Source organism: Maridesulfovibrio spiralis (SeqCode), assembly GCF_048571135.1.
In the GTDB taxonomy this organism is placed as follows: domain Bacteria; phylum Desulfobacterota; class Desulfovibrionia; order Desulfovibrionales; family Desulfovibrionaceae; genus Maridesulfovibrio; species Maridesulfovibrio spiralis.
Genome location: NZ_CP182344.1, coordinates 3,536,535 through 3,556,473, shown reverse-complemented (window position 1 = coordinate 3,556,473; position 19,939 = coordinate 3,536,535). Strand labels below are relative to the sequence as shown.

At 49.3% G+C, this 19,939-nt stretch carries 16 protein-coding genes; 6 read left to right on the top strand and 10 right to left on the bottom strand.

Going from position 1 to position 19,939, the window contains the following annotated elements:
• Positions 1 to 69: 69 nt before the first annotated feature.
• The 4 genes from ACNI29_RS15910 to gdhA all read right to left on the bottom strand — a co-directional run bounded on the left by ACNI29_RS15910 (position 70) and on the right by gdhA (position 5,473).
• Positions 70 to 546, bottom strand: a complete 477-nt coding sequence (locus ACNI29_RS15910; protein ID WP_419779357.1) for an STAS domain-containing protein — start codon at positions 544 to 546, stop codon at positions 70 to 72.
• 109 nt (positions 547 to 655) lie between these two features.
• A complete protein-coding gene (locus ACNI29_RS15905) occupies positions 656 to 1,021 on the bottom strand; it encodes an STAS domain-containing protein (protein ID WP_419779356.1) in 366 nt (121 codons plus the stop codon).
• Positions 1,022 to 1,073: 52 nt separating this feature from the next.
• Positions 1,074 to 4,064, bottom strand: coding sequence for a PEP/pyruvate-binding domain-containing protein (locus tag ACNI29_RS15900; RefSeq protein WP_419779355.1), 2,991 nt, complete (start codon positions 4,062 to 4,064; stop codon positions 1,074 to 1,076).
• 62 nt (positions 4,065 to 4,126) lie between these two features.
• A complete protein-coding gene (gene gdhA, locus ACNI29_RS15895) occupies positions 4,127 to 5,473 on the bottom strand; it encodes an NADP-specific glutamate dehydrogenase (RefSeq protein ID WP_419779354.1) in 1,347 nt (448 codons plus the stop codon).
• Positions 5,474 to 5,966: 493 nt separating this feature from the next.
• On the opposite strand from gdhA, the gene ACNI29_RS15890 reads away from it, so the two are divergent.
• From ACNI29_RS15890 to ACNI29_RS15875, 4 genes are all read left to right on the top strand, one after another.
• On the top strand, positions 5,967 to 6,128 hold the full coding sequence (locus ACNI29_RS15890) for a symporter small accessory protein (protein WP_419779353.1): 162 nt from the start codon (positions 5,967 to 5,969) through the stop codon (positions 6,126 to 6,128).
• A complete protein-coding gene (locus ACNI29_RS15885) occupies positions 6,128 to 7,726 on the top strand; it encodes a sodium:solute symporter family protein (protein ID WP_419779352.1) in 1,599 nt (532 codons plus the stop codon). Before ACNI29_RS15890 ends, ACNI29_RS15885 begins: the two co-directional genes overlap by 1 nt.
• A gap of 257 nt (positions 7,727 to 7,983) precedes the next feature.
• Positions 7,984 to 8,928 (top strand): hypothetical protein, encoded by a 945-nt coding sequence (locus ACNI29_RS15880; protein WP_419779351.1) that lies wholly within the window; start codon positions 7,984 to 7,986, stop codon positions 8,926 to 8,928.
• A 15-nt stretch (positions 8,929 to 8,943) separates the two neighbouring features.
• Positions 8,944 to 9,333, top strand: coding sequence for a hypothetical protein (locus tag ACNI29_RS15875; protein WP_419779350.1), 390 nt, complete (start codon positions 8,944 to 8,946; stop codon positions 9,331 to 9,333).
• A gap of 68 nt (positions 9,334 to 9,401) precedes the next feature.
• On the opposite strand, the gene ACNI29_RS15870 is transcribed toward ACNI29_RS15875, so the two are convergent.
• Positions 9,402 to 9,965 (bottom strand): type I restriction enzyme HsdR N-terminal domain-containing protein, encoded by a 564-nt coding sequence (locus ACNI29_RS15870; protein WP_419779349.1) that lies wholly within the window; start codon positions 9,963 to 9,965, stop codon positions 9,402 to 9,404.
• 321 nt (positions 9,966 to 10,286) lie between these two features.
• A complete protein-coding gene (locus ACNI29_RS15865; RefSeq protein WP_419779348.1) occupies positions 10,287 to 11,798 on the bottom strand; it encodes an MFS transporter in 1,512 nt (503 codons plus the stop codon).
• Between the two features lie 501 nt (positions 11,799 to 12,299).
• Here ACNI29_RS15865 and ACNI29_RS15860 point away from each other — a divergent pair.
• Both ACNI29_RS15860 and feoB read left to right on the top strand, forming a co-directional pair.
• Entirely contained in the window at positions 12,300 to 12,536 is a 237-nt protein-coding gene (locus tag ACNI29_RS15860; protein ID WP_419779347.1) for a FeoA family protein, read from the top strand.
• A 2-nt stretch (positions 12,537 to 12,538) separates the two neighbouring features.
• Positions 12,539 to 14,659 carry a ferrous iron transport protein B gene (gene feoB, locus ACNI29_RS15855; RefSeq protein ID WP_419779346.1) on the top strand — a complete coding sequence of 707 codons (2,121 nt, stop codon included), beginning with the start codon at positions 12,539 to 12,541 and terminating at the stop codon, positions 14,657 to 14,659.
• A gap of 242 nt (positions 14,660 to 14,901) precedes the next feature.
• On the opposite strand, the gene ACNI29_RS15850 is transcribed toward feoB, so the two are convergent.
• Genes ACNI29_RS15850 through ACNI29_RS15835 form a run of 4 tightly spaced genes read right to left on the bottom strand, consistent with a single transcriptional unit; the run spans position 14,902 to position 19,939 of the window.
• Positions 14,902 to 16,323, bottom strand: coding sequence for an NADH-quinone oxidoreductase subunit N (locus tag ACNI29_RS15850; RefSeq protein ID WP_419779345.1), 1,422 nt, complete (start codon positions 16,321 to 16,323; stop codon positions 14,902 to 14,904).
• A gap of 18 nt (positions 16,324 to 16,341) precedes the next feature.
• Positions 16,342 to 17,877, bottom strand: coding sequence for a complex I subunit 4 family protein (locus ACNI29_RS15845; protein WP_419779344.1), 1,536 nt, complete (start codon positions 17,875 to 17,877; stop codon positions 16,342 to 16,344).
• A gap of 15 nt (positions 17,878 to 17,892) precedes the next feature.
• Entirely contained in the window at positions 17,893 to 19,665 is a 1,773-nt protein-coding gene (locus ACNI29_RS15840; RefSeq protein ID WP_419779343.1) for a Na(+)/H(+) antiporter subunit D, read from the bottom strand.
• The gene (locus ACNI29_RS15835) at positions 19,655 to 19,939 is read right to left on the bottom strand and encodes a PIN domain-containing protein (RefSeq protein WP_419779342.1); all 285 of its coding nucleotides are present in this window, start codon (positions 19,937 to 19,939) and stop codon (positions 19,655 to 19,657) included. The genes ACNI29_RS15840 and ACNI29_RS15835 overlap by 11 nt, the downstream gene beginning before the upstream one ends.

Below are 19,939 nucleotides of genomic sequence, written 5' to 3'. Positions count from 1 at the left end.
AATCATACCAAACACAAAAGCCCGGCACTGAATATCAGTACCGGGCTTTTTGATTATAATAGACTGGAATTACCAGTTCATCATCTTCGCGGCGGTCTTCATATCCGGGGCGAAATGAAGATAACGATCCATGTAAAGCATTTGAAGATTTTTCATGATTCTTTCAGGTACACTGGTAAAAACAACCATACCGCCACTACGATCTGCCTTCTTGTGAGTATTAATAAGTACTCCAAGGCCGACGCTGTCAATCAAAGATGATTCTCCAAGGTTTACAATTATCTTGCAACCGTCTTCCCCGGCTGCACTGTAAATCTTATCTTTAAAAAACTTGGCAGTAACACTGCTGACACGTCCCTTAATTGCAAAAATATTGTACTCGCCCTTCTGCCGTTCGATAAAATCAAACTTTGCGTCAAAAGCCTGATTAACAACGGCATCAAGGCTGCGCGAAGCGTCAGAATTTTGTCCCTCAAACTTTTCCTTTAACTTCAACGCATTGGCCCCTAGTCCAATACGATCAATCTTATCCTTTATGTTAGTCATGCGTCGAATATTGCATTATGAATGCCAATAATTGCGCAAACTAATTATAAATTTTCTGAAAATGGAATCAGGATAAAAAACAGAGGTAGAAAGAATCGAGAAAAGACTGTTAGCCAAACATTTCTAAAGCAGATTGAAAATCAGGGCAAAAATTAAGATATTTATCCATACTCAGCATCCGCATATTCTTATCAATATTTTCGCTGAAATCACTAAAAACAATCATTCCGCCATATTTATCACAGTATTTATGGGCATGTACCATGACTCCCAAACCGGAGCTGTCAATCAAATCAACATCCTTCATGCACATGACAATCCTGCAACCATCTTCGCAACAATGCTCGTAGAGCCGTTTCCGGATAAGCGGCATTGTCGAATGGTTGAAATGCCCTTTGGGACACAGAAACAGACAGTCTTCCCGCTCCTCTTCGATGAAATCGAAAACAGGAGCAGAAGATTTAAATTGACTCATCAAAGCTCTCCAAATCGATATAAAATAGGAATTCTTTTCCTGATCAGGAAATTTAATCCGCAACACATTCACGCAGCAGGCAATAATCATCACTACCCTTAGCCGGCAGTATAACCCCCTGCGAACTCTTACCGTCCACCTTCAGTATCACAGGAGCCGGCAAGCGCAAATGGCTTATATAGACACCTTTCTCAATGATATGCTGGTTGGCAAACCAATCCCAATCAATACGGTTTCCCGGTTTATCCAAAACCATCAGGTAGTTAATGCCCAGCGTGGTTATATTATGAAAAAAATGCGATCCTTGGGAAGGCTCAACCTTGAGCGATTCACTTGATGTTTCAATAATCGCGGACACATTCGAAATATCGGGCCATTCAACCGGGATACCCAGCCAATGGTCGGCAGATCCCCAACGTCCCGGCCCAGCCAGAAGGTATTTGCGGTTCTGCTTGACCAGTTGTCCGTTGATGCGTGAAATCTCGAGCGCAATCTGGCGTGTTTTGGAAACATCAAAGCATTCCGGCCTAACGAACAGGATATCCACGATATCATCTTTCTCGGCATTGCCTAGAGCATGGCTGGAGACGCAGACTGCATCCTTCAGCTCCTGCTCAGAGATTTCAATACGGTTCAGGTCTGCCCGTGCACTCATAGGACGCAGCTGCAACAAATTGAATTCCGGCTTGCGGCCGTCTTCATAGAGATTAACACAAAATTCCATTTCCACCGGACCGCCCATACCTTTCTCGGCCAATTTAAGTACATCAGTCAAAATCCCCGGAAGGGGTATGAGCTTATGCTTAAGAACCGGAGCAAACAATACGACCTTGGGACCGGGGACAGCCGCCGTGTCCCTGATTCTACCCTCTTCCGCCAGATAGGTGGAAGCCAGCCTGCGCACCGGAACGGTTTCCTCGAAATCTGCGATATCCAGCTTTTCAAGGTTGGCGTCACCGTGGATGTCATAAAGTTCCCCATTCCCCATGCGCAACGCATAGAAAGAAGTCTGGGCGTTCTTAAGTGAATCATGCAAAGTCGGGCATTGAGGCAGAATCTTGGGGTAGCGGGGCGAAAAACGGATGCACTGTTCACCGTCGACAACGGATTTACCGATACCCAATGCAATTGTCGCCACACCGTGTTCCGGCTTCATCTTTCCGAACGGGTAGTAGTTGTAGGACTGCCCTACCCCGGCCATAGCCGGAAAATAGTACTCTCCATACTGCTGCCCGGCCACTTCCTGAATAATGACCGCCATTTTTTCTTCATCCGTGCGCTGATTAACACGCTGCGAAAAAGATTTCGGTGCCTTGTAATAAGTAGAAGCCCAAACAAGCTTGACGGCGGTAACGAGTTGCTTCAGCCGTTGTTCAATGTCCGGATGGTCATTGGGAATCATATAAGTCTGATACAATCCGGCATAAGCCTGATACTGCGCATCCTCCAGCAAACTTGAAGAGCGAATGGAGAGCGGATACTTTACTTCCTGCAGATAAGCCCAAAGTTGCGCTTCAATCCAGCCGGGGAAAAAAGCCTCGCTGAAGATTTCAGTAACCTTTTCATCGTCAAGGTCGGTTGTCGCAAGATAAGAAAGATCATTCATCTCCATGAAATCATCAAAACCGGAAGTACCGATGGTCAGGGTACGCGGTGCAGTGATAATCATATCGCTGTACTTTTCATGAAGCCATGAATTGCGGGCCAGCATGGAACAAATGAAAGCCATGCCGCGTGCCTTGCCGCCCAAAGAGCCGGCCCCGATCTTCAGAAAATCGGTATCCGGATCAAAATCCTTGGGATTGAAGGAGACAATAACACCCTGCTGACGCTGCATGCGCCGCTCGCGGATCAAGTCCAGCAGATGAGTACGGTGGGATTCCACATCCGGAAAATCCTTCATACGCAAGGGACGGATTTCATTGGCTAGTGTAATTTCTGTCCGGGCATAAAACCATCGTGAGATATCATTAAGCTTGCAATGCTGCATGAAAATATCCTGCGGAATCTTGCGCAGGATTTTCTCCAAAGAATAAAGACTGGTGGCCCGGGCAACCTCATTTCCCTCAAGATCACGAAAAAGAAAATCCCCGAACCCCAGATGTTCCATGACGAACTTACGGATTTCCGACATTAACTCCGGCGAATTTTTATCCACAAAACAGGCCGGAATAGCTTCGGCCCGCTCTTTATTTTCCGGTTCATTGCTGGTCAGCAGCAGCGGGATATCATCACGGGAAGCCTTGATGCTTTTGAGTAATTCAATACCGGAGTTACCATCCAGAAGACCCATTCGTGGAAACCGCACATCCGATATCACACCGAGAATATAAGGTTCGTATTTCTCAAAAAGAACCATAGCCTCTTCATAAGTACGGGCCACAAGAATCTTGGGCCGCGCGCGCATGGTCAACAGCCTGTGTTCGGAGTTCAGACCTTCTTCAAGCACGGCCTGTGTCTGGCGAACCAGCTCTTTGTACAAAATCGGAAGAAACGAAGCCAGATAACGGGGAGAATCCTCCACAACAATAATAACCCTGATTCCGACCTCTGAAGTATCGTGCTCCACATTAAGCAGGTCTTCTAGGTTCTTGACCATCGCCACCAGCAGCTCAGCATCACCGGACCACACAAATTGACGGTCCGTGCCGTCGCAAAAGACTTCCTCAGTCACTGCCAGCTGTTTATGGGCCAGCATTGCTACCGGAATCCCCGGAATCTTATCTTTGATACGCCGCCCCATGTCGCAGCAATTCATATTGGTCAGGTGGGGCATCAGAATTACAAGATCAAAAAAACGCACATCCAAAAGCTCGAGAGCTTCATCAATGTTTGAAACCCATGTCAGGCGCGGCGGACGGCTAAGGTTAAGGCCGCGGTATTCACTGACAATACGCTCGGATATACGGCTGTCCTCTTCCATAACCCAAGCATCATAAGGACTGGAAATAAGCAGAATATCCCGGACCTTAACCTGCATAAGGTCATGGTAGAGGCTGAATTGACGGCTCTGCCCACCCATAAATCTCATTTTGTCTTGCATCTGGCATCCCGCTTAAAAAAAGATGGACAGCGACTATATCGCTGTCCATCCTCTATAATATTTTAAACTATACCTTGATCAAGCATGGCCTGCGCTACTTTTACGAAACCTGCGATGTTTGCACCGTTCACGTAATTGAACGGAGTTCCATATTGTTCTGCAGTATCCATGCATGACTTATGGATATTATGCATGATATGCTTGAGGCGTTTATCCACTTCTTCACGGGGCCAATTGAGACGCATGCTGTTCTGGCTCATTTCCAGACCGGAAACAGATACGCCTCCTGCGTTGGCAGCCTTACCGGGTCCATAAAGCAGTCCGGCATCAAGGATAATGTCAACGCCGTCAGGCATGGTCGGCATATTCGCACCTTCTGAAACAACCTTTACGCCGTTGGCGACAAGATTGGAGGCATCCCTGCCATTGATTTCGTTCTGGGTTGCGGAAGGAAATGCGCAGTCTGCCTTGTGGTTCCAGAGCGGATTGTGATCCTGATCTGGATCGACTGGGATGTAAACCGCTTCGGAGTACTTCTCGGCGTATTCCTTGACCCTGCCGCGACGTACATTCTTGAGCTGCATGATATATTCAAGCTTCTCACGGTCAACGCCCTTTTCATCATAAATATAACCCGACGAATCGGAGAAAGTCACCGGAGTGCAACCAAGCTCAAGCAGCTTTTCCATGGTGAACTGGGCCACGTTACCGGAACCGGAAACAAGAGCGGTCTGACCTTCGAGAGTCTGACCTTTGGCATTAAGCATTTCAGCCGCAAAGTATACCGAACCATAGCCGGTTGCTTCCGGCCTGATCAGGCTTCCGCCCCAGTTGAGGCCTTTACCTGTCAGTACTCCGGTAAATTCATTGCGGATCTTTTTATACATGCCGAAAAGGTAGCCGATCTCACGCGCACCAACGCCGATATCACCGGCCGGAATGTCGGTGTCAGGGCCGATATGCCTTGAAAGCTCAAGCATAAAGCTCTGACAGAAACGCATGACTTCCATGTCCGACTTGCCTTTGGGGTCGAAGTCTGAACCGCCCTTACCACCGCCCATAGGCAGGGAGGTAAGCGCGTTCTTGAAGACCTGTTCAAAGGCCAGAAATTTAAGGATGCCGAGGTTTACCGAAGGGTGAAAGCGCAAACCGCCTTTATACGGTCCGATTGCACTGTTCATTTCCACACGGAATCCACGGTTAACATGAACATCACCATCATCATCAGCCCAGGGGACCCGGAACATGATGACCCGCTCCGGCTCAACAATTCTCTCCATGATCCCGGCACTACGGTATTCGGGATTGCGGTCAAGAACAGGCTTGATAGATTCTACAACCTCACTCACAGCCTGATGGAATTCACGTTCATTGGGGTCCCTGTTTTTGACCAGTTCCAAAATTTCCATGCACAGCCTCCTGATCGGCCTTAAGCAGTTGATATAAAATTAACATCCAAATAAATTTTCAACTCCTTTATTCCACCACTAACCAACTAAGTCCATACATCTTTTTAAAAAACAGCAAAAAAAATCAATCGTAATTTTGCTAAAAATGTATTTTTTGATTATTAGATCAAACAAATTAAAACCGTTTTGTAACACAAACAGGTTGACAGTAAGTAAATACTTACTGTAAATATTTTTGCATGAACACCAACAAAGCACTATTTTTCTTTTTTAACTTTTTTAGCTTTACCAGCCCTGTGGTCTGGAGGTGTTCACTCGCGTAAGCGATAGTTGAAAGAGTTTTCTCCCAGGCCGCAGGCAACCAGCCCGCGGCCTTTTTTATTTTCTGCCCCGGGTTTGCCCCACACTGTCTGCCGCCTCGCAAAAACTCTCTCAGTTCTACTGAACAAAGCTATTTTACAATTTTAATCAATTTAGACATCTGGAGGCACCAATGATGTTAGGTCTCGGTTCCGTCGAAATTGCAGCAGTGTTCTGGCTCTGCCTGCTCTCTTCGTTCGGCTGTGTGGTTTATGGCGTTTTGAACTGGAACAACAAAGGTAAACCCGACGCGACTGCGCTGAATGTGGAAGTAAAAAGCAAGGGTGAGAAATAATGGTTACCAAAATCGTCATTACCTGCATTTATCTCGCGGTAATCTTCTATCTCGGCTTCAAGGGCTGGCAATCCACCAAGAAGTCCACTGACTACATGCTCGCCGGACGCCAGATGAACCCGTTCATCATGGCCATGTCTTACGGCGCAACGTTTGTTTCCACCTCTGCTATCATCGGCTTCGGCGGTGCTGCCGGGTTATTCGGCTTCCCCCTTCTCTGGCTGACCCTCGCCACTATCGTCGTCGGAGTGCTCATCGCCATGGTCTTTTTCGGCAAACGGACCAGACGCATGGGACTTGCCCTTGAAAGTCATACCTTCCCGGAATTGTTGGGCCGCCGATATGACTCCAAGTTCATTCAGGGCTTTGCAGGCGGAATCATCTTCCTCTTTATCCCCGTTTATGCTGCTGCGGTACTGATCGGTATTTCACGCATGATGGAAATATCTTTCGGCCTTCCTTACGACACTGCTCTGTTGGTGATCAGCTTCATTCTGGCGGGATACGTCATCACCGGTGGCATGAAAGCGGTCATGTACACTGATGCTTTTCAGGGGCTGATCATGGCAGTTATGATGATCATCCTTATTATCTCCACCTATGCCATGCTCGGCGGTGTGACTGAAGCGCATCAGGCCCTGACCGACATGGTCAACCTCATGCCTGCCAAACTTCAGAAAGGGGGCATGATCGGCTGGACACAGGGAGCAAAATTCGGAACCCCGCTCTGGCTGGTAATCTATACCACCATTGTTTACGGGGTAGGAATCGGAGTTCTGGCTCAGCCGCAGCTGGCAGTGCGTTTCATGACTGTTCCTTCCGACCGGGAGCTTAACCGTGCGGTTCTTTACGGTGGACTTTTCATCCCGCTCATGACCGGGGTAGCCTTCCTGACCGGAGCACTCTCAAACGCAGTTTTTTACAAAGAAATCGGTAAAATATCCATAGCTGTTGCGGGTGGCAACATGGACAAAATCATTCCCATGTACATTGAACAGATGATGCCCTCATGGTTCTCCGCCCTCTTCATGCTGGCAATGCTCGCAGCGGGTATGTCCACGCTCTCCTCCCAGTATCACGTTGGCGGAACAGCTCTAGGCCGTGACTTTTTCGAAAGGTTCATCAACGTGCCTGCAGAGAAGTCCGTTAAGATCACTAGAATCGGTGTCGGCGTCACCCTTCTTGCCGCAATCCTCTGGGCATGGGTTCTGCCTCCGTCCATTATCGCACGAGCAACCGCATTCTTCTTCGGTCTTTGTGCAGCCTCCTTCCTGCCCATCTATCTGCTGGGTCTGTACTGGAAAGGCATGACCAAAAAGGCCGCAAAAGTCTCAATGGTCGGCGGCTTCAGTGCCTCCATGTTCTGGCTGCTTTTCGTACACGTTAAGGAAGCAAAAGCAATCGGCCTCTGTAAAGCCCTGACCGGAATGGATACCCTCGTATCATCCGCTGCCAAGGGGTCATGGGTCTGGCTACTGCAGTGGGTTGATCCCAACGTAGTCGCCCTGCCCGTATCCATGGCACTGGCTATCGGAGTGGCGATGGTTACTCCCAAGATGGCTGAGAAGCATGTGGAGAAGTGCTGGGTTAATATCTAACCATCTGCAGACCATCTGAACATAAAAATCCCTGCCGCGCTTAATCGCAGCAGGGATTTTCTTTATGCCATACCATTTCATCCGCTGATCCAACTCAAATTTCCGGAAAACAATACTGCATATCAATAGACACCGGCCCTCACCTTAATATTCATTACTTTATTATATATATCTAAACATTTATTGACTGCATGTTTATTTAAAGTATAATTTTGACAATTACTAAAAGAGTTAAACGCAAAAAACAGGAGGTTAGAATGTCCTTGCGCCCCTTCATGCCTACGAATGCATTAAGAATTATGCTGCTTGCAGCACTGGCGATGCTCCTTGCCGGATGTCCTAAACCTGTGACGGAAATCAATGCGTTTGCAAAGGCTTCTGAGTCGGTACTTGATACCACATGCAAAGCCCTGCAATCCTATGAAGAACTCTCCGTATCGTACAGTCTCTTCAGAATTGCTAAATCTAAAGATCAAATTAATTCGGACATGTTCAAGCAGTCTGACAAACTGATCAGACCCGACACCAGCAAGAACAAGCAACTCGCTAATGATATTGCCATTCGTCTCAAAGCCCTTGCTGCAATGAAAAAGTACGCCGCAGCACTCGATAGTCTGGCAAAAGCCGACAAAACCAGTGATTTCAAGAAATCGGCAGAAAGTATCAAGAGTTCCGTCAACAACCTTCAAGTACAGGCTTTCGGGAAAAGCGACCCTTCATTCTCTGCGGCTTTGGGTTCCCTCGCATATGGGGTAGGAAAAGTCGTGTCAGAAAAAATTAGATTTGAAGGCCTCAAAATATCCGTAAGTGCTGCTGATTGGCCGATACAGGTGTTGAGTAAGCAAATGCAGAAAGACAGTAAAGAATTTGCTGGAGCCGCAAAAATCAGACTCGACGCTATGTGCACTTCAAACATATCAGAATACAACGATATTCGGGAAACAAATATCAGCCTTGAGCAAAAGATCAAAACACTCACAGAAGCAAAGGTCAGCTGCCAGACTGTAGACAAAGTAGAAACTTTTGCTGCGAACGTGAACAAGGCAGCAGAACTTTTCGCATCCGCACATGAGAAAATCAAAACAGACCTGAATGCCGGAATCACTGATTTCAGCAACGCAAAAAAGACTGTTGATGAATTGATCGCTACGGGACAAGAAGTGAAGGAAGTATACGACGATTTAATAAAAGCTAAAAAATAGCAGGAGAAAGATTAAATGTCCGGATCATCAGATACCCAACAAATTTTGGACGATGCAATCAACGCAGCTGCCAACACTACTCCCGAAGAAGCTCTACGTCGTTTGAAAGAGGCAATCGAAAATGTAGATCTTGTATTTCAGTGCAGTGCCCCCTCCGAGGAACGCGATGAGCTTGAATCAAAACTGCTTGATGCGCGAGACATCATTATAGAAATCCACGAAGACAAAATCCATGCCGGGACTGAAGTGTACAAAATGTGCATCGTAAAGCTTGAAGAAGCAGCCCAGCAGGCCGAGACCGCCAAGCAGGACATTGACGATGTTGCCAAGAAAACAGAAGCTGTGGCAACAGCCCTTAAGGCAATCGGCAAAGTCCTTGATGTCCTAGCCAAAATAGTCCTTTAAACCAAAAACGCCCCAGCCAAATCCAATTGGCCGGGGAGTTCGCAGTTGCGGATTGCAGCTTGTTCCCTCTACTTCTTAGGCGGCAAAGAACAGGATTCGCTACAGCAGGTTCCCTGCAGGAATCCGGTATAGGTATAAAAAATCCTTTCAATTTTTGTCCGCCTTTCAGCCGGGAGCGGCTCACGCTTGTAGTCAGCGGTCATGTTGAGCAGCTCTTCATAGCTGGGGACGGACCTCATTCCTTGGGCAAGAGTCTTGCCGGAAATGGCATCCAGCAGGAAAGCATCCATAGAATCGGAAATAACCACGTAAGGAACCGGGCCGCCCTGAAAGAGCTTGCCCGCACAGACAGCCTCACGCTCATAGCTGCCCACATCCCCGGCGCAGAACATTACCAGCAAAAGGGGCTGTTGGTCTTTATCATAAACAACCAGATCCATAGTGCGGCACATTTCCTCTCCGTCAATCTCAAAACACAGGTCGATCTTCGCTTTCAGCGAATCTTTGGGATAACCGAGTTCTTCCACCAGCAACTTTGCCAGTGCCTGACGGAATTCTTCGTAAGTGGTTTCTTCGATCTCTTCGCCACTCAGATAATCACGCAATGTTCCACCCATACTTACTTCATGCATATTGCCTCCGACGGCCCTGCGGGGCTTATTTTGATGCGCTTCGCGCTTTTGATTAAATTGATTTTCGCCTCCGGCGGCTTAACCCCTTTTTCAAAAGGATTTGTTCCACTGTCGCCATCCTTAAGACTCGCGGAAAGACCGCTCGCCTAACGGCTGGTGCAAGAATCCCAAAACGCTTTAATAGGGATGCCGACAAGACTTAATTAATGTATTTGTTAATTATATAAGCATGCCGCACTGTTGTGCAAGAGGATAAAAAAGAAAAAGCCCTGCCCTTTAATTAAAAAGGGCAGGGCTTTAATGGAAGGAGGTAGGGTAAATTTACATTTCTTCCAGATTAACCCCGCTGGTTTCAATGCGGAACAGCCATGTTACAATGGCTCCGAGGAGGGAGCAGCCAACCAGAAAAATCAGGATCGGTCCTGTCCCGAAATCCTTGAGCAGTACCGGAAAAAAGAACGCAGTAACCACCGCGCCGATCTTGGCGAATGAGGCTGCGAACCCAGCACCCTTACCCCTGATTTTAGTCGGGAAGACCTCCCCAGCCAGAAGGTACGTGATGGCATTCGGTCCCATGTTAGTCATGAAGCTGAAAAGCATAAATCCGCTAAAAAGCAGAGTCATGGACATGGATGAATCTGGATCAACGGTCATAGACATGGAGGCAAGGAAAAGGCCGATCGCACAGCCGATAAAACCCGCAATTTGCAGCTTAATGCGTCCGACCTTATCAGCCATAAACACTGCAGCTATAATTCCGACCAGCAACAACACGTCAATGAAGGCCGCTCCCTTGGCAGCTAACATGTCATTCTGAATCAGATCAGCCACGTTACGGGCATGCACGGCCTTGGCCCCGATGACAGAACCGAGGATGGTCGGGGTAAAAATACCGATTCCATATGTTCCGAGATCCTGCAAAAACCAGGGAACTGAAGCCAAAATTGTAGCCCGGAGAGTTTTGCCTTTAAATAAATCCAGATATGAACTTTTGCAGATCTCCTCTTCAACACCACCGACATTATCAACCGGAGGAGCGATTTTGATTACCTTGGGATAATGAGGTTCCCGGTGCAGCAATCTACGCAGCGCGGCTTCGGCTTCTGCAATACGCCCTTTAGAGACAAGCCAATGGCAGCTGTCCGGGATATAAAACCTGCCTACGACAACAAGAATTGCCGGGATGATTGCTGCGCCGTACATATAACGCCACGCGGAAATCTCCGGCGCTTTGTACAATATGAGGTAGCCGATGGCTGTCCCCACAAGAGCACCTATGGCCTGAAACGCAAAAGCGCTCAGCACTAACCGGCCCCGGTCATTACTGGGAATGGATTCGGAAATGACCATGTGTGCTGTGGGATAATCACAACCAAGCGCGAGCCCCATGCCGAAAAGAAAAGTTACCAGAAAAATATAGTTTGGGCTAAATACAAGAGCGACCAGACAGGCGACAAAAAGCACCATCTCCCAAATGAACATCTTCTTGCGCCCGTAGTGATCGGCAAGCCCGCCAAGAGCAGTAGCCCCTATGAGAATACCGAACAGGGTTGCGGCACTTACTGTACCCTTTTCCATAGCACCAAGCTTGAACTCACTCACGATAAGCGGCAGGGCCACACCGGTCATAAACACGACCATGCCTTCAAAAAACTTACCCGCAGAGGCCAAAAACCAGATCCGCCACTGCATGGCTGTCATAGGTGAAGACGGTGCGACTGTACCGTCTGCCCAATAAGGCGTTTCATCAATATAATCCTGTACGGATCTGGCTGCTACTTCGCCGGACTCATCAACCACTGCCATACGGCGATCTCCCCGATAAAAATTCATATCTTCTCCTTCCAATATCAGATGAAGCCATCTTTGTCCTTAGCAGGGAGAATTACAGAATGAATTAGGCGGGTACATGGCAGAAAAGTGACGAATGGGGTGTAAAAAAAAGAAGGGAGGGCGACCTGCCGATCAGGTCGTCCACCCTTCTTTATCCTTGAAGCACAACTCCCAGTGAGTCATGCAATCAAGTTCAAGATAAAATCTTTATTGGACTTTAGCAAGCTTAGTTGCATCAGCAGACATCCGACTTACCTTCAAAACGGACCCATGAGACATTTGCGTGACCATTAATAATTTCCACATATTTTCAACCAGATGCATCAATAATTGTATTTTATTTACTCTTGTCATCCGCAAAACTACAATCTAATTGAAAATTATTTTCATTTTCTTCTTGACGCCTATTTCATACTTGGTTAGTCAGAAATTCAGTTGACATTGATTTTCAACCTCTAATTCACACGACTTAACCACAACAGTCATCAGAACGGAGACAAAATGACTAAAAATATAAATCTTTCAAAAATACTCGAAGGCCGGAACTACTCTGTGCTCGGCTTTGAAAGCGAAACTTCCGACTACGCCATCAAACTACGCAAGATGGGCTTCATTGAAGGAACCCCGATCAGCCTCGCTCCCATCAAAATTTCCGACCCCATGATTTTTGAGATCCGTGGCAGTCGTGTGGCCCTGCGTAAAGATGAAGCCGACCAGATCAAGGTGGAGGAAATCTAGCCATGCACAAAATAGAAAGAATCGCTATTGCCGGTGTACCAAACTGCGGCAAGACAACACTTTTCAACGCTCTTACCGGGGCGCGTCAGAAAGTAGGAAACTGGCCCGGAGTTACAGTCGAAAAGATCGAAGGAACATTTTCTCTTTCCAATACCAAAGTCGAACTTGTCGACCTTCCCGGCACATACAACCTCAGCCCCGATACTGAAGACCAGAAAGTAGCCGAGCGAGTTATCCGCAGCGGCGAATACGACATGATAGTCAACGTGGTTGATGCCACCAACCTTTCCCGTAACCTGTTCCTGACCATGGACCTTCTTGAGCGGACAGACCAGATTGTTATCCTGCTGAATATGCTGGATGTTGCCAAAAACGAAGGGATTGATGTTGATGTAGACAAGCTCAGCAAAGAGCTGGGCGTCCCGGTAATTCCGGTTGTTGCGGTAGACAAAAAATCTGTAACCAACGCCGTTAAAGCACTGGCCAGGGAATCGCAAAATCTTCCTGAACACGATTCCCACCCCACCCGTCAGGAAGTGATGGATACCGTTGAAAAATACAACTACATCGACTCTATCTACGGCAAAGTTCTCAAAGAAAAAAAAGACCGCAGCCAAAACTTTACCAACAGGGTCGACAACATCGTGATGAATAAGTTCGCGGCGATTCCCGTGTTTCTCGTCTCCATGTTCCTGACCTTCTGGTTTGCCATCGGCCTCGGCTCTGTTTTCATCGACTTTTTCGACATCATTGCCGGACTCATTTTCATCGACATTCCCGCTGACCTGCTTGCTAAAGCCGGTGCGCCCGAATGGATAAACGTAACCCTCGGCGGAATCGGGGCCGGAATCCAGACCGTTGCGACCTTCATTCCGGTCGTATTCTTCATGTTTCTCGCGCTGGCGATACTCGAAGACTTCGGTTACATGGCCCGCGTGGCAGTAGTCGCCGACCGCTTCATGCGCAAGATCGGCCTGCCCGGTTCCGCATTTATCCCCATGGTTGTCGGCTTCGGCTGCACGGTCCCCGCTGTCATGGCCGCAAGAACCCTGACCTCCAAGCGCGACCGCTTCATGACCATCTTTATGGCCCCGTTCATGTCCTGCGGCGCACGTCTGCCTGTTTACGCCCTGTTCTGCGTGGCTCTGTTCGGTTCCTATTCCGGCGTTGCAGTATTCCTCATCTACCTTTCCGGTCTGGCAATGGCGATCTTCACCGGATTCCTGCTTAAGAACACACTTTTCAAAGGTTCACCTTCCCACTTTGTTATGGACCTGCCCCTCTACCACATCCCCAGAGCAAGCGCGGTCTTCAAAAGTGCATGGTTACGTATGAAAGGTTTCGTTAAGCGCGCTGGTGTAATCGTTGTGACTGCTGTCTTCGTACTCTCAATGCTCAACTCCGTGGGTATTAATAACGGTCAGTTGACCTTCGGCAACGAAGATTCCCAGAATTCAGTGCTCTCCATCGCTGGCAAGTCTATTTCTCCGGTATTCAAACCTATGGGAATTAAGGAAGAAAACTGGCCTGCATCCGTAGCACTGTTCACCGGACTGTTCGCCAAAGAAGCCATCGTGGGAACTGTAAACTCCCTCTACGCCTCAATGGATGAAACTGCGGCTGCACCTGCAACTGACGAAGAAGCAGAAGGCGGCCTTGACATCAGCGGAACCGTAAATGAAGCCATCGGAACTGTAATCGACGGTCTCGCCGGAGTTGTGACTTCAGTTGACCTGCTCGGAATCGGACTGATCAGCGAAGACAGCGAGACTGTCTCCGAAGAGATCGGCGCAGACGCGTCTGTGTACCAGCACCTTGCCGCCAACTTCACTGTCTACTCAGCATTCGCCTACCTGCTCTTCGTACTCATGTACTTCCCCTGCCTTGCGGTAATCGGCGCAACCCGTCAGGAAATGGGCGGTTTCTATTCAGCAGTGATGGCAACATACTGCACCGCTTTAGGCTGGTCTGTCGCGACCCTCTTCTACCAGATTGCTGAAGGCAAAAATGTCATCTACATGGGCATTGCCGTTGCGATACTAGCTGCAATCTACGCAAGCCTTAAATATCTGGGCAACAAGGAAGTTGAAAACGAACCACAGTTGCGCCCCCTGAACTTGTAATCCACCAAAAAAATCCACAACTCTAAGCAGAGTCCTCGAATGGGGCTCTGCTTTTTTGTTTTCAATCAACCGCTGTTTCTTTCACATGGACGGCAACTTTTTTTCCTGAACTTCAACAATCAAGTGTTCATTAACAAAGACCTTCAGGCAGACTCTCTTTAACTGTCCAGTTGACTGATTCATAAAAAAAGCTCCCCGCCCGAAGGCTGAGGGAGCTTTCTAAAAACCGATTATGATAGTCTCTAAGGAACTATACTGCCCACTTTCAAAGCGAAATCAAACACTCCGGCAGGCATCATCCCCAGACCTAGAACCAGCAGGGACAGCAAAGCAGCCCCGGCAAAACTGAATGCGGATGTGTCCGGTAAAGGCAGTCCCTCTGCCGCGTCCTTTGTATAGGCATGGCGAACCATTCCCAGATAGTAGTAGATGGAAATGGCGGTATTGATCCCGGCAATGATGATCAGCCAGTTGTAACCGTGGTTCCATCCGGATGAGAACAGGAACAGCTTACCCATAAACCCGGCCATAGGCGGTAATCCGACCAGGGCGAAAGAGCCTACAGCCAAAGCAAAAGCAAGGGCCGGGGCACGTTTGTGCAGGCCGTTCAAATCATCGAGTTGCAGGTTACGTCCATCCACTGAAACGCGGCTGACTACCCAGAAGCAGGTCAGGTTCATGGCAACATACGCCAGCGCATAAAATGATGCGGCAGCAAGTCCTTCAGCGGTCCCGGAAACCAGCCCGATCATGATGTAACCGGCATGGGCCACTGATGAATATCCGAGTATACGTTTCACATCTTTCTGGACCAGTGCAGCAAGGTTACCGAAGGTCATGGACAATGCACCCAGTACTGCAATCACCGTGGTGATGTCATAGCCGGGCTTAAACATGGCAGCGAGGCGGATTAGGATAACCACTGCTCCAAGCTTGGGCAGGGTCGCCACAAATGCGGCAGTCTCGTTGCTCGCTCCTTCATAGACATCCGGGCACCAGAAGTGGAACGGAAACAGGGCCAGCTTGTAGAACATGCCCAGCAGGAACAAGGCCATACCGGTAACAGCCATTGGCGCAGCTTCAAAGGACCAGGTTTTCTGGACCAGTTCCGCAAGGTAGGTGGTATGCATCCCGGCGAGGATGTAGGAAAAACCGTACAGAGCCAGAGCCGTGGAAACCGCACCGAACATGATGTATTTGATTGCCGCTTCCGCCGCGCCTTTATCCTTGGCCCGCAGTGCGATAATGGCATAGAGCGCGTAGGACGAAAGCTCCAGCGCAAGGTACATGGTGATCAACTCCACCGAGGATGCGAGCATCATCAAGCCCCATGCACTGATGGCGAGGAAAAGGAAATAATCAGACCTTTTCTCGTTCAGCAAAGTCGGCTGGCGGGTGGCATTAAACACCGTCACACTGAAACCTATGGCAATAGCCACTTTAAAAAACTGCGAAAGCGGATCAACCTGATAGGCCCCGTGAAAGAACAGCCCTTCCTGTCCCAGTGAAAGCAGTGAGACAGCAATAGGCAAAAGGGATGCGATAGGCAGCCAGACTCCAACCTTATGGCGCATGCGCTCGCTGCCCACAGCCTGCACGAACAACAGGGCAATAATCAGGAACATGGAAAGTTCCGGCATGAAAGGATATGGATTCACATTCATTTCAATATCTCCTGTTGCTTACTTTATGATTCCCATAAGGGAATTAAAGGCCACTTCCGCAGGCCGTTCCTTGTCAATTGCAACAACCCTCGCACCTTCCTTCACGTCCTTCTCCAGCTTAAGCAGCGAAGCGTCCATGACCTTGAAACAGAGTCCCGGTGCAAGTCCGATGTAAAGGACAAAAACCGCCGGGACGACCAGATAAGTCCATTCACGCAAATTAAGATCCGGCCATTCCTTCCACGATGTAGGACGGCCCCAAGCCAGCTTAAGGGAGATACGCAGCATGTAGGCAGCCGCGACCATTGCTCCGGGAACCATGAGTGCACCGATCCAGGGATTCTGCTCGAAAGCTCCGACGAAGACGAGAATCTCACCCACAAAGCTGTTCGTGCCGGGGAAGCCGAAGGATGAAAGCGCGAACAGTCCCCAGAAGAACATGTAGGCCGGCATATATTTGCCAAGACCAAGGTTATCCGTGAGTTCGCGGCTGTGGCTGCGCTCATAGACTGCACCGATCATCATAAACAGCCCGCCGGTGGTGATGCCGTGGTTCAGCATCTGGAACAACGCCCCTTCCAGCCCGCGCTGGTTGAAAAGGAAGATGCCAAGGGTCACAAAACCCATATGGCCTACAGAGGAGTAGGCTATAACTTTTTTAATATCGTTCTGCCCCAGGGCCACAATGCCGCCGTACAAAATTCCGGCGATTGATATGGCGATCATGAACGGGGCAAAGTATTCACTGGCTGCCGGAGTCAGCGGCAGGTTGAAACGCAGAAAACCGTAGGTTCCCATTTTAAGGAGTACGGAAGCCAGAATAACTGATCCGGCAGTGGGAGCCTGCACGTGTGCGGCAGGCAGCCATGTGTGGAACGGAAACATGGGAACCTTGATGGCGAAGGCCAGCGCAAGGGCCAGAAATGCCCAGAACTGGAAACTGAACGCAAAGTTCTGCTCCATGAGTTCGGGTATGGCAAAAGTACCGCCCGCAATCCTGAAAGCAACAATGGCAACCAGCAGCAATGCCGATCCGGCCAAAGTGTAAAGAAAGAACTTGAGCGATGCATAACGCTTCTCAGGTCCACCCCAAACCGCGATGAGCAGGTACATGGGAACCAGCATGGCCTCCCAGAACACATAGAAAAGAACCAGATCGAGAGCGGTAAATACTCCCACACAGGCTGCGGTCATAAACAGCAGACAGAAGTGGAATTCCTTGACCCGTGTCTGGATATAAGTCCACGAGCAGAGCACGCAAAGCGGCAGTACGGCGATGGTCAGCACGACCATAAGAAAACTGATGCCGTCTATGCCGAGGTAATACTCCACACCCCACTGCCTGACCCAATCCATGCGCTCAACTAACTGGAAAGCGGCGGACTCAAGTTTGAATCCGGTAAACAGCGGAAACGAGAGCGCAAGCTCTATAAGCGAGACCGCCAGTGTATAAATCCTGATGTTGTTATCTCCGCGCAGGAAGAATAGACCGACAGCAGCCAGCAGCGGGAAGAACACCAGAACAGTCAGAACAGGATAAGCGAATTCTTGCATTGTATTCTCTCCCCTTTACCCGAAGTACCAGACCAAGCCGTAGACGCAGAGTGCGATAAACACCGCCAGTCCAAGGTAGTCCTGCAAACGTCCGGTCTGTATTTTAGCCCCGGTCCGCCCGATATTACGCACGGTGTAGGCTGTACCGTCCACAACCGTATCAATGCCTTTGCGGTCAAACCATGATGACCCGGCAGCGGAATCCATCAGCCACTTCAGACCGATCACCCGGTACACAGTCGTCCAGACTGAATCCACGTAGGCAATTGGACGGCAGACAAGCAGCAGCCCCATGTTACCGATCAAGCGGTAAAGCTTGTCGAAATCAAGGTTGCGTCCATGGTGCGGCACGATGACCTTGCGCATGATCCAGAACCCGGCTCCGGTGAAGGCCAGCAGCATGGAAGCCTGCAACAGATGCCACGGAGTGTAGGGATGGTATTCCACCGGGAACGGCAGCAGCTTGTAGAGCATCTGCGGATAAACGCCCTGCGCGAAGCAGAGGAAAGCCGCGATGCCCATAGCCACATACATATTCTTGGGAATCGGCTTGAGCTTGATATCCGTTCGTGCGGGCTTGTTCCAGAATGCGAAGTACGGAAGTTTGATACCCACCGATAGAAATGTACCGACTGCGGCAATCTCAAGACCGACAGCCAGCAGGGTATGATGCGATTCCGCAGCTCCGGTAATGGTCATGGTCTTGGAGATGAATCCGTTGAAGAACGGCATCCCGGAAATGGAAACCGCCCCGACCATGTACAGCAGCATGACCACAGGCATTTTCCCGACCAGCCCGCCAAGGCGGTCAAGATCAGCTGTGCCCACGGCATAAAGCACGGTTCCGACGCTCATGAAGAGCAGACCTTTATAAAGAATATGTGCGTAAGCATGGGCCACAGCACCATTGATGCACATGGCAGTACCGATACCGATACCCGCGACCATGTACCCGACCTGCGAAACAATGTGGTAGGAAAGAATCCTGCGCGCATTGTTTTCCATGGACGCGTAAAGCACTCCGTAGACAGCCATGAATGTTCCGGCTACGGCCAGGGCATAAACCCCGGAGAACCCGCGGGCCAGCACATAAACAGCTGTTTTGGTAGTGAAGGCGCACATGAATACAGCACCGGGGATGGTTGCTTCAGGATAAGCGTCCGGCAGCCATGCATGCAGCGGGACAACTGCGGCGTTAACACAAAATCCGATCAGGATCAGCCAGTCGTAATATTCCATTCCCTGCGGGTCCACGGGAAGGAAAGCGAAAGTGCCGATCTCCGAATAACGAAGCAGCAGACCGCCAAGCAGGAACAGCCCGCCGAGCATATGGAACAGAAAGTATCTGAAACCTGCCGCGCTGGAAGTCTTTGTGCGATGCAGCCAGACCAGAAAGGTGGAGGCCACAGCCATGAGTTCCCAGAAGATGAACAGGGTCAGGTAGTCACCGGCAAAAACACAACCGAATGATCCGGCAACATAAAGGGCCGCCGAGGCATGGTGCGCTTTATCATCCATGTGCAGGGCATAGATCATGCCGATCAAAGACTGGATGGCAAATACGTTGGCGAAGACCAGCGCAAGTTTATCAACCCTGCCGAACACCAGAACATTTCCCAGATAAGGAATAACCCCGAAGTTGCCGAGGGTCGCAGTAAAGACCACGGCGATGGCGATCACGGGCGGAATGAGCAGGAAGTATTTCCATTGTTTGCCCCGGAAAAACGGCAGAGCCATTGCAAGGGCGATGAAAGCCAATGCCGGGTGGAGGAAACCGTTAATTGTCATTGTCATCTCCTCCTGTAGCATCGCCTTTTTCCTCAGGTCCGATGAGGAAGGGCTGGATCAGCACCTTCATCACAAAGACCATGCCTACGGACACAATCAGCGCGAACAGCTCCCAGAAGCCGGGATAGATATCATAATGATATTCGGCATGGTGCGGGTGAATAAAGAAATTCAAGCCCACAAGCACCGCGAGGAAGGCCGCGAACAGAGTCTTCCATAACTTCATTTTCTGCGTGCGCTGGGTTTCGAACCAGTTTCCAAGTTTTTCAATCAT

What these genes read in the sequence shown, in the direction of transcription:
- ACNI29_RS15910 (WP_419779357.1), bottom strand. Translation starts at nt 546, where the DNA reads ATGACTAACATAAAGGATAAGATTGATCGTATTGGACTAGGGGCCAAT.
- ACNI29_RS15905 (WP_419779356.1), bottom strand. Translation starts at nt 1,021, where the DNA reads ATGAGTCAATTTAAATCTTCTGCTCCTGTTTTCGATTTCATCGAAGAG.
- ACNI29_RS15900 (WP_419779355.1), bottom strand. Translation starts at nt 4,064, where the DNA reads ATGCAAGACAAAATGAGATTTATGGGTGGGCAGAGCCGTCAATTCAGC.
- gdhA (WP_419779354.1), bottom strand. Translation starts at nt 5,473, where the DNA reads ATGGAAATTTTGGAACTGGTCAAAAACAGGGACCCCAATGAACGTGAA.
- ACNI29_RS15890 (WP_419779353.1), top strand. Translation starts at nt 5,967, where the DNA reads ATGATGTTAGGTCTCGGTTCCGTCGAAATTGCAGCAGTGTTCTGGCTC.
- ACNI29_RS15885 (WP_419779352.1), top strand. Translation starts at nt 6,128, where the DNA reads ATGGTTACCAAAATCGTCATTACCTGCATTTATCTCGCGGTAATCTTC.
- ACNI29_RS15880 (WP_419779351.1), top strand. Translation starts at nt 7,984, where the DNA reads ATGTCCTTGCGCCCCTTCATGCCTACGAATGCATTAAGAATTATGCTG.
- ACNI29_RS15875 (WP_419779350.1), top strand. Translation starts at nt 8,944, where the DNA reads ATGTCCGGATCATCAGATACCCAACAAATTTTGGACGATGCAATCAAC.
- ACNI29_RS15870 (WP_419779349.1), bottom strand. Translation starts at nt 9,965, where the DNA reads ATGCATGAAGTAAGTATGGGTGGAACATTGCGTGATTATCTGAGTGGC.
- ACNI29_RS15865 (WP_419779348.1), bottom strand. Translation starts at nt 11,798, where the DNA reads ATGAATTTTTATCGGGGAGATCGCCGTATGGCAGTGGTTGATGAGTCC.
- ACNI29_RS15860 (WP_419779347.1), top strand. Translation starts at nt 12,300, where the DNA reads ATGACTAAAAATATAAATCTTTCAAAAATACTCGAAGGCCGGAACTAC.
- feoB (WP_419779346.1), top strand. Translation starts at nt 12,539, where the DNA reads ATGCACAAAATAGAAAGAATCGCTATTGCCGGTGTACCAAACTGCGGC.
- ACNI29_RS15850 (WP_419779345.1), bottom strand. Translation starts at nt 16,323, where the DNA reads ATGAATGTGAATCCATATCCTTTCATGCCGGAACTTTCCATGTTCCTG.
- ACNI29_RS15845 (WP_419779344.1), bottom strand. Translation starts at nt 17,877, where the DNA reads ATGCAAGAATTCGCTTATCCTGTTCTGACTGTTCTGGTGTTCTTCCCG.
- ACNI29_RS15840 (WP_419779343.1), bottom strand. Translation starts at nt 19,665, where the DNA reads ATGACAATTAACGGTTTCCTCCACCCGGCATTGGCTTTCATCGCCCTT.
- ACNI29_RS15835 (WP_419779342.1), bottom strand. Translation starts at nt 19,939, where the DNA reads ATGATTGAAAAACTTGGAAACTGGTTCGAAACCCAGCGCACGCAGAAA.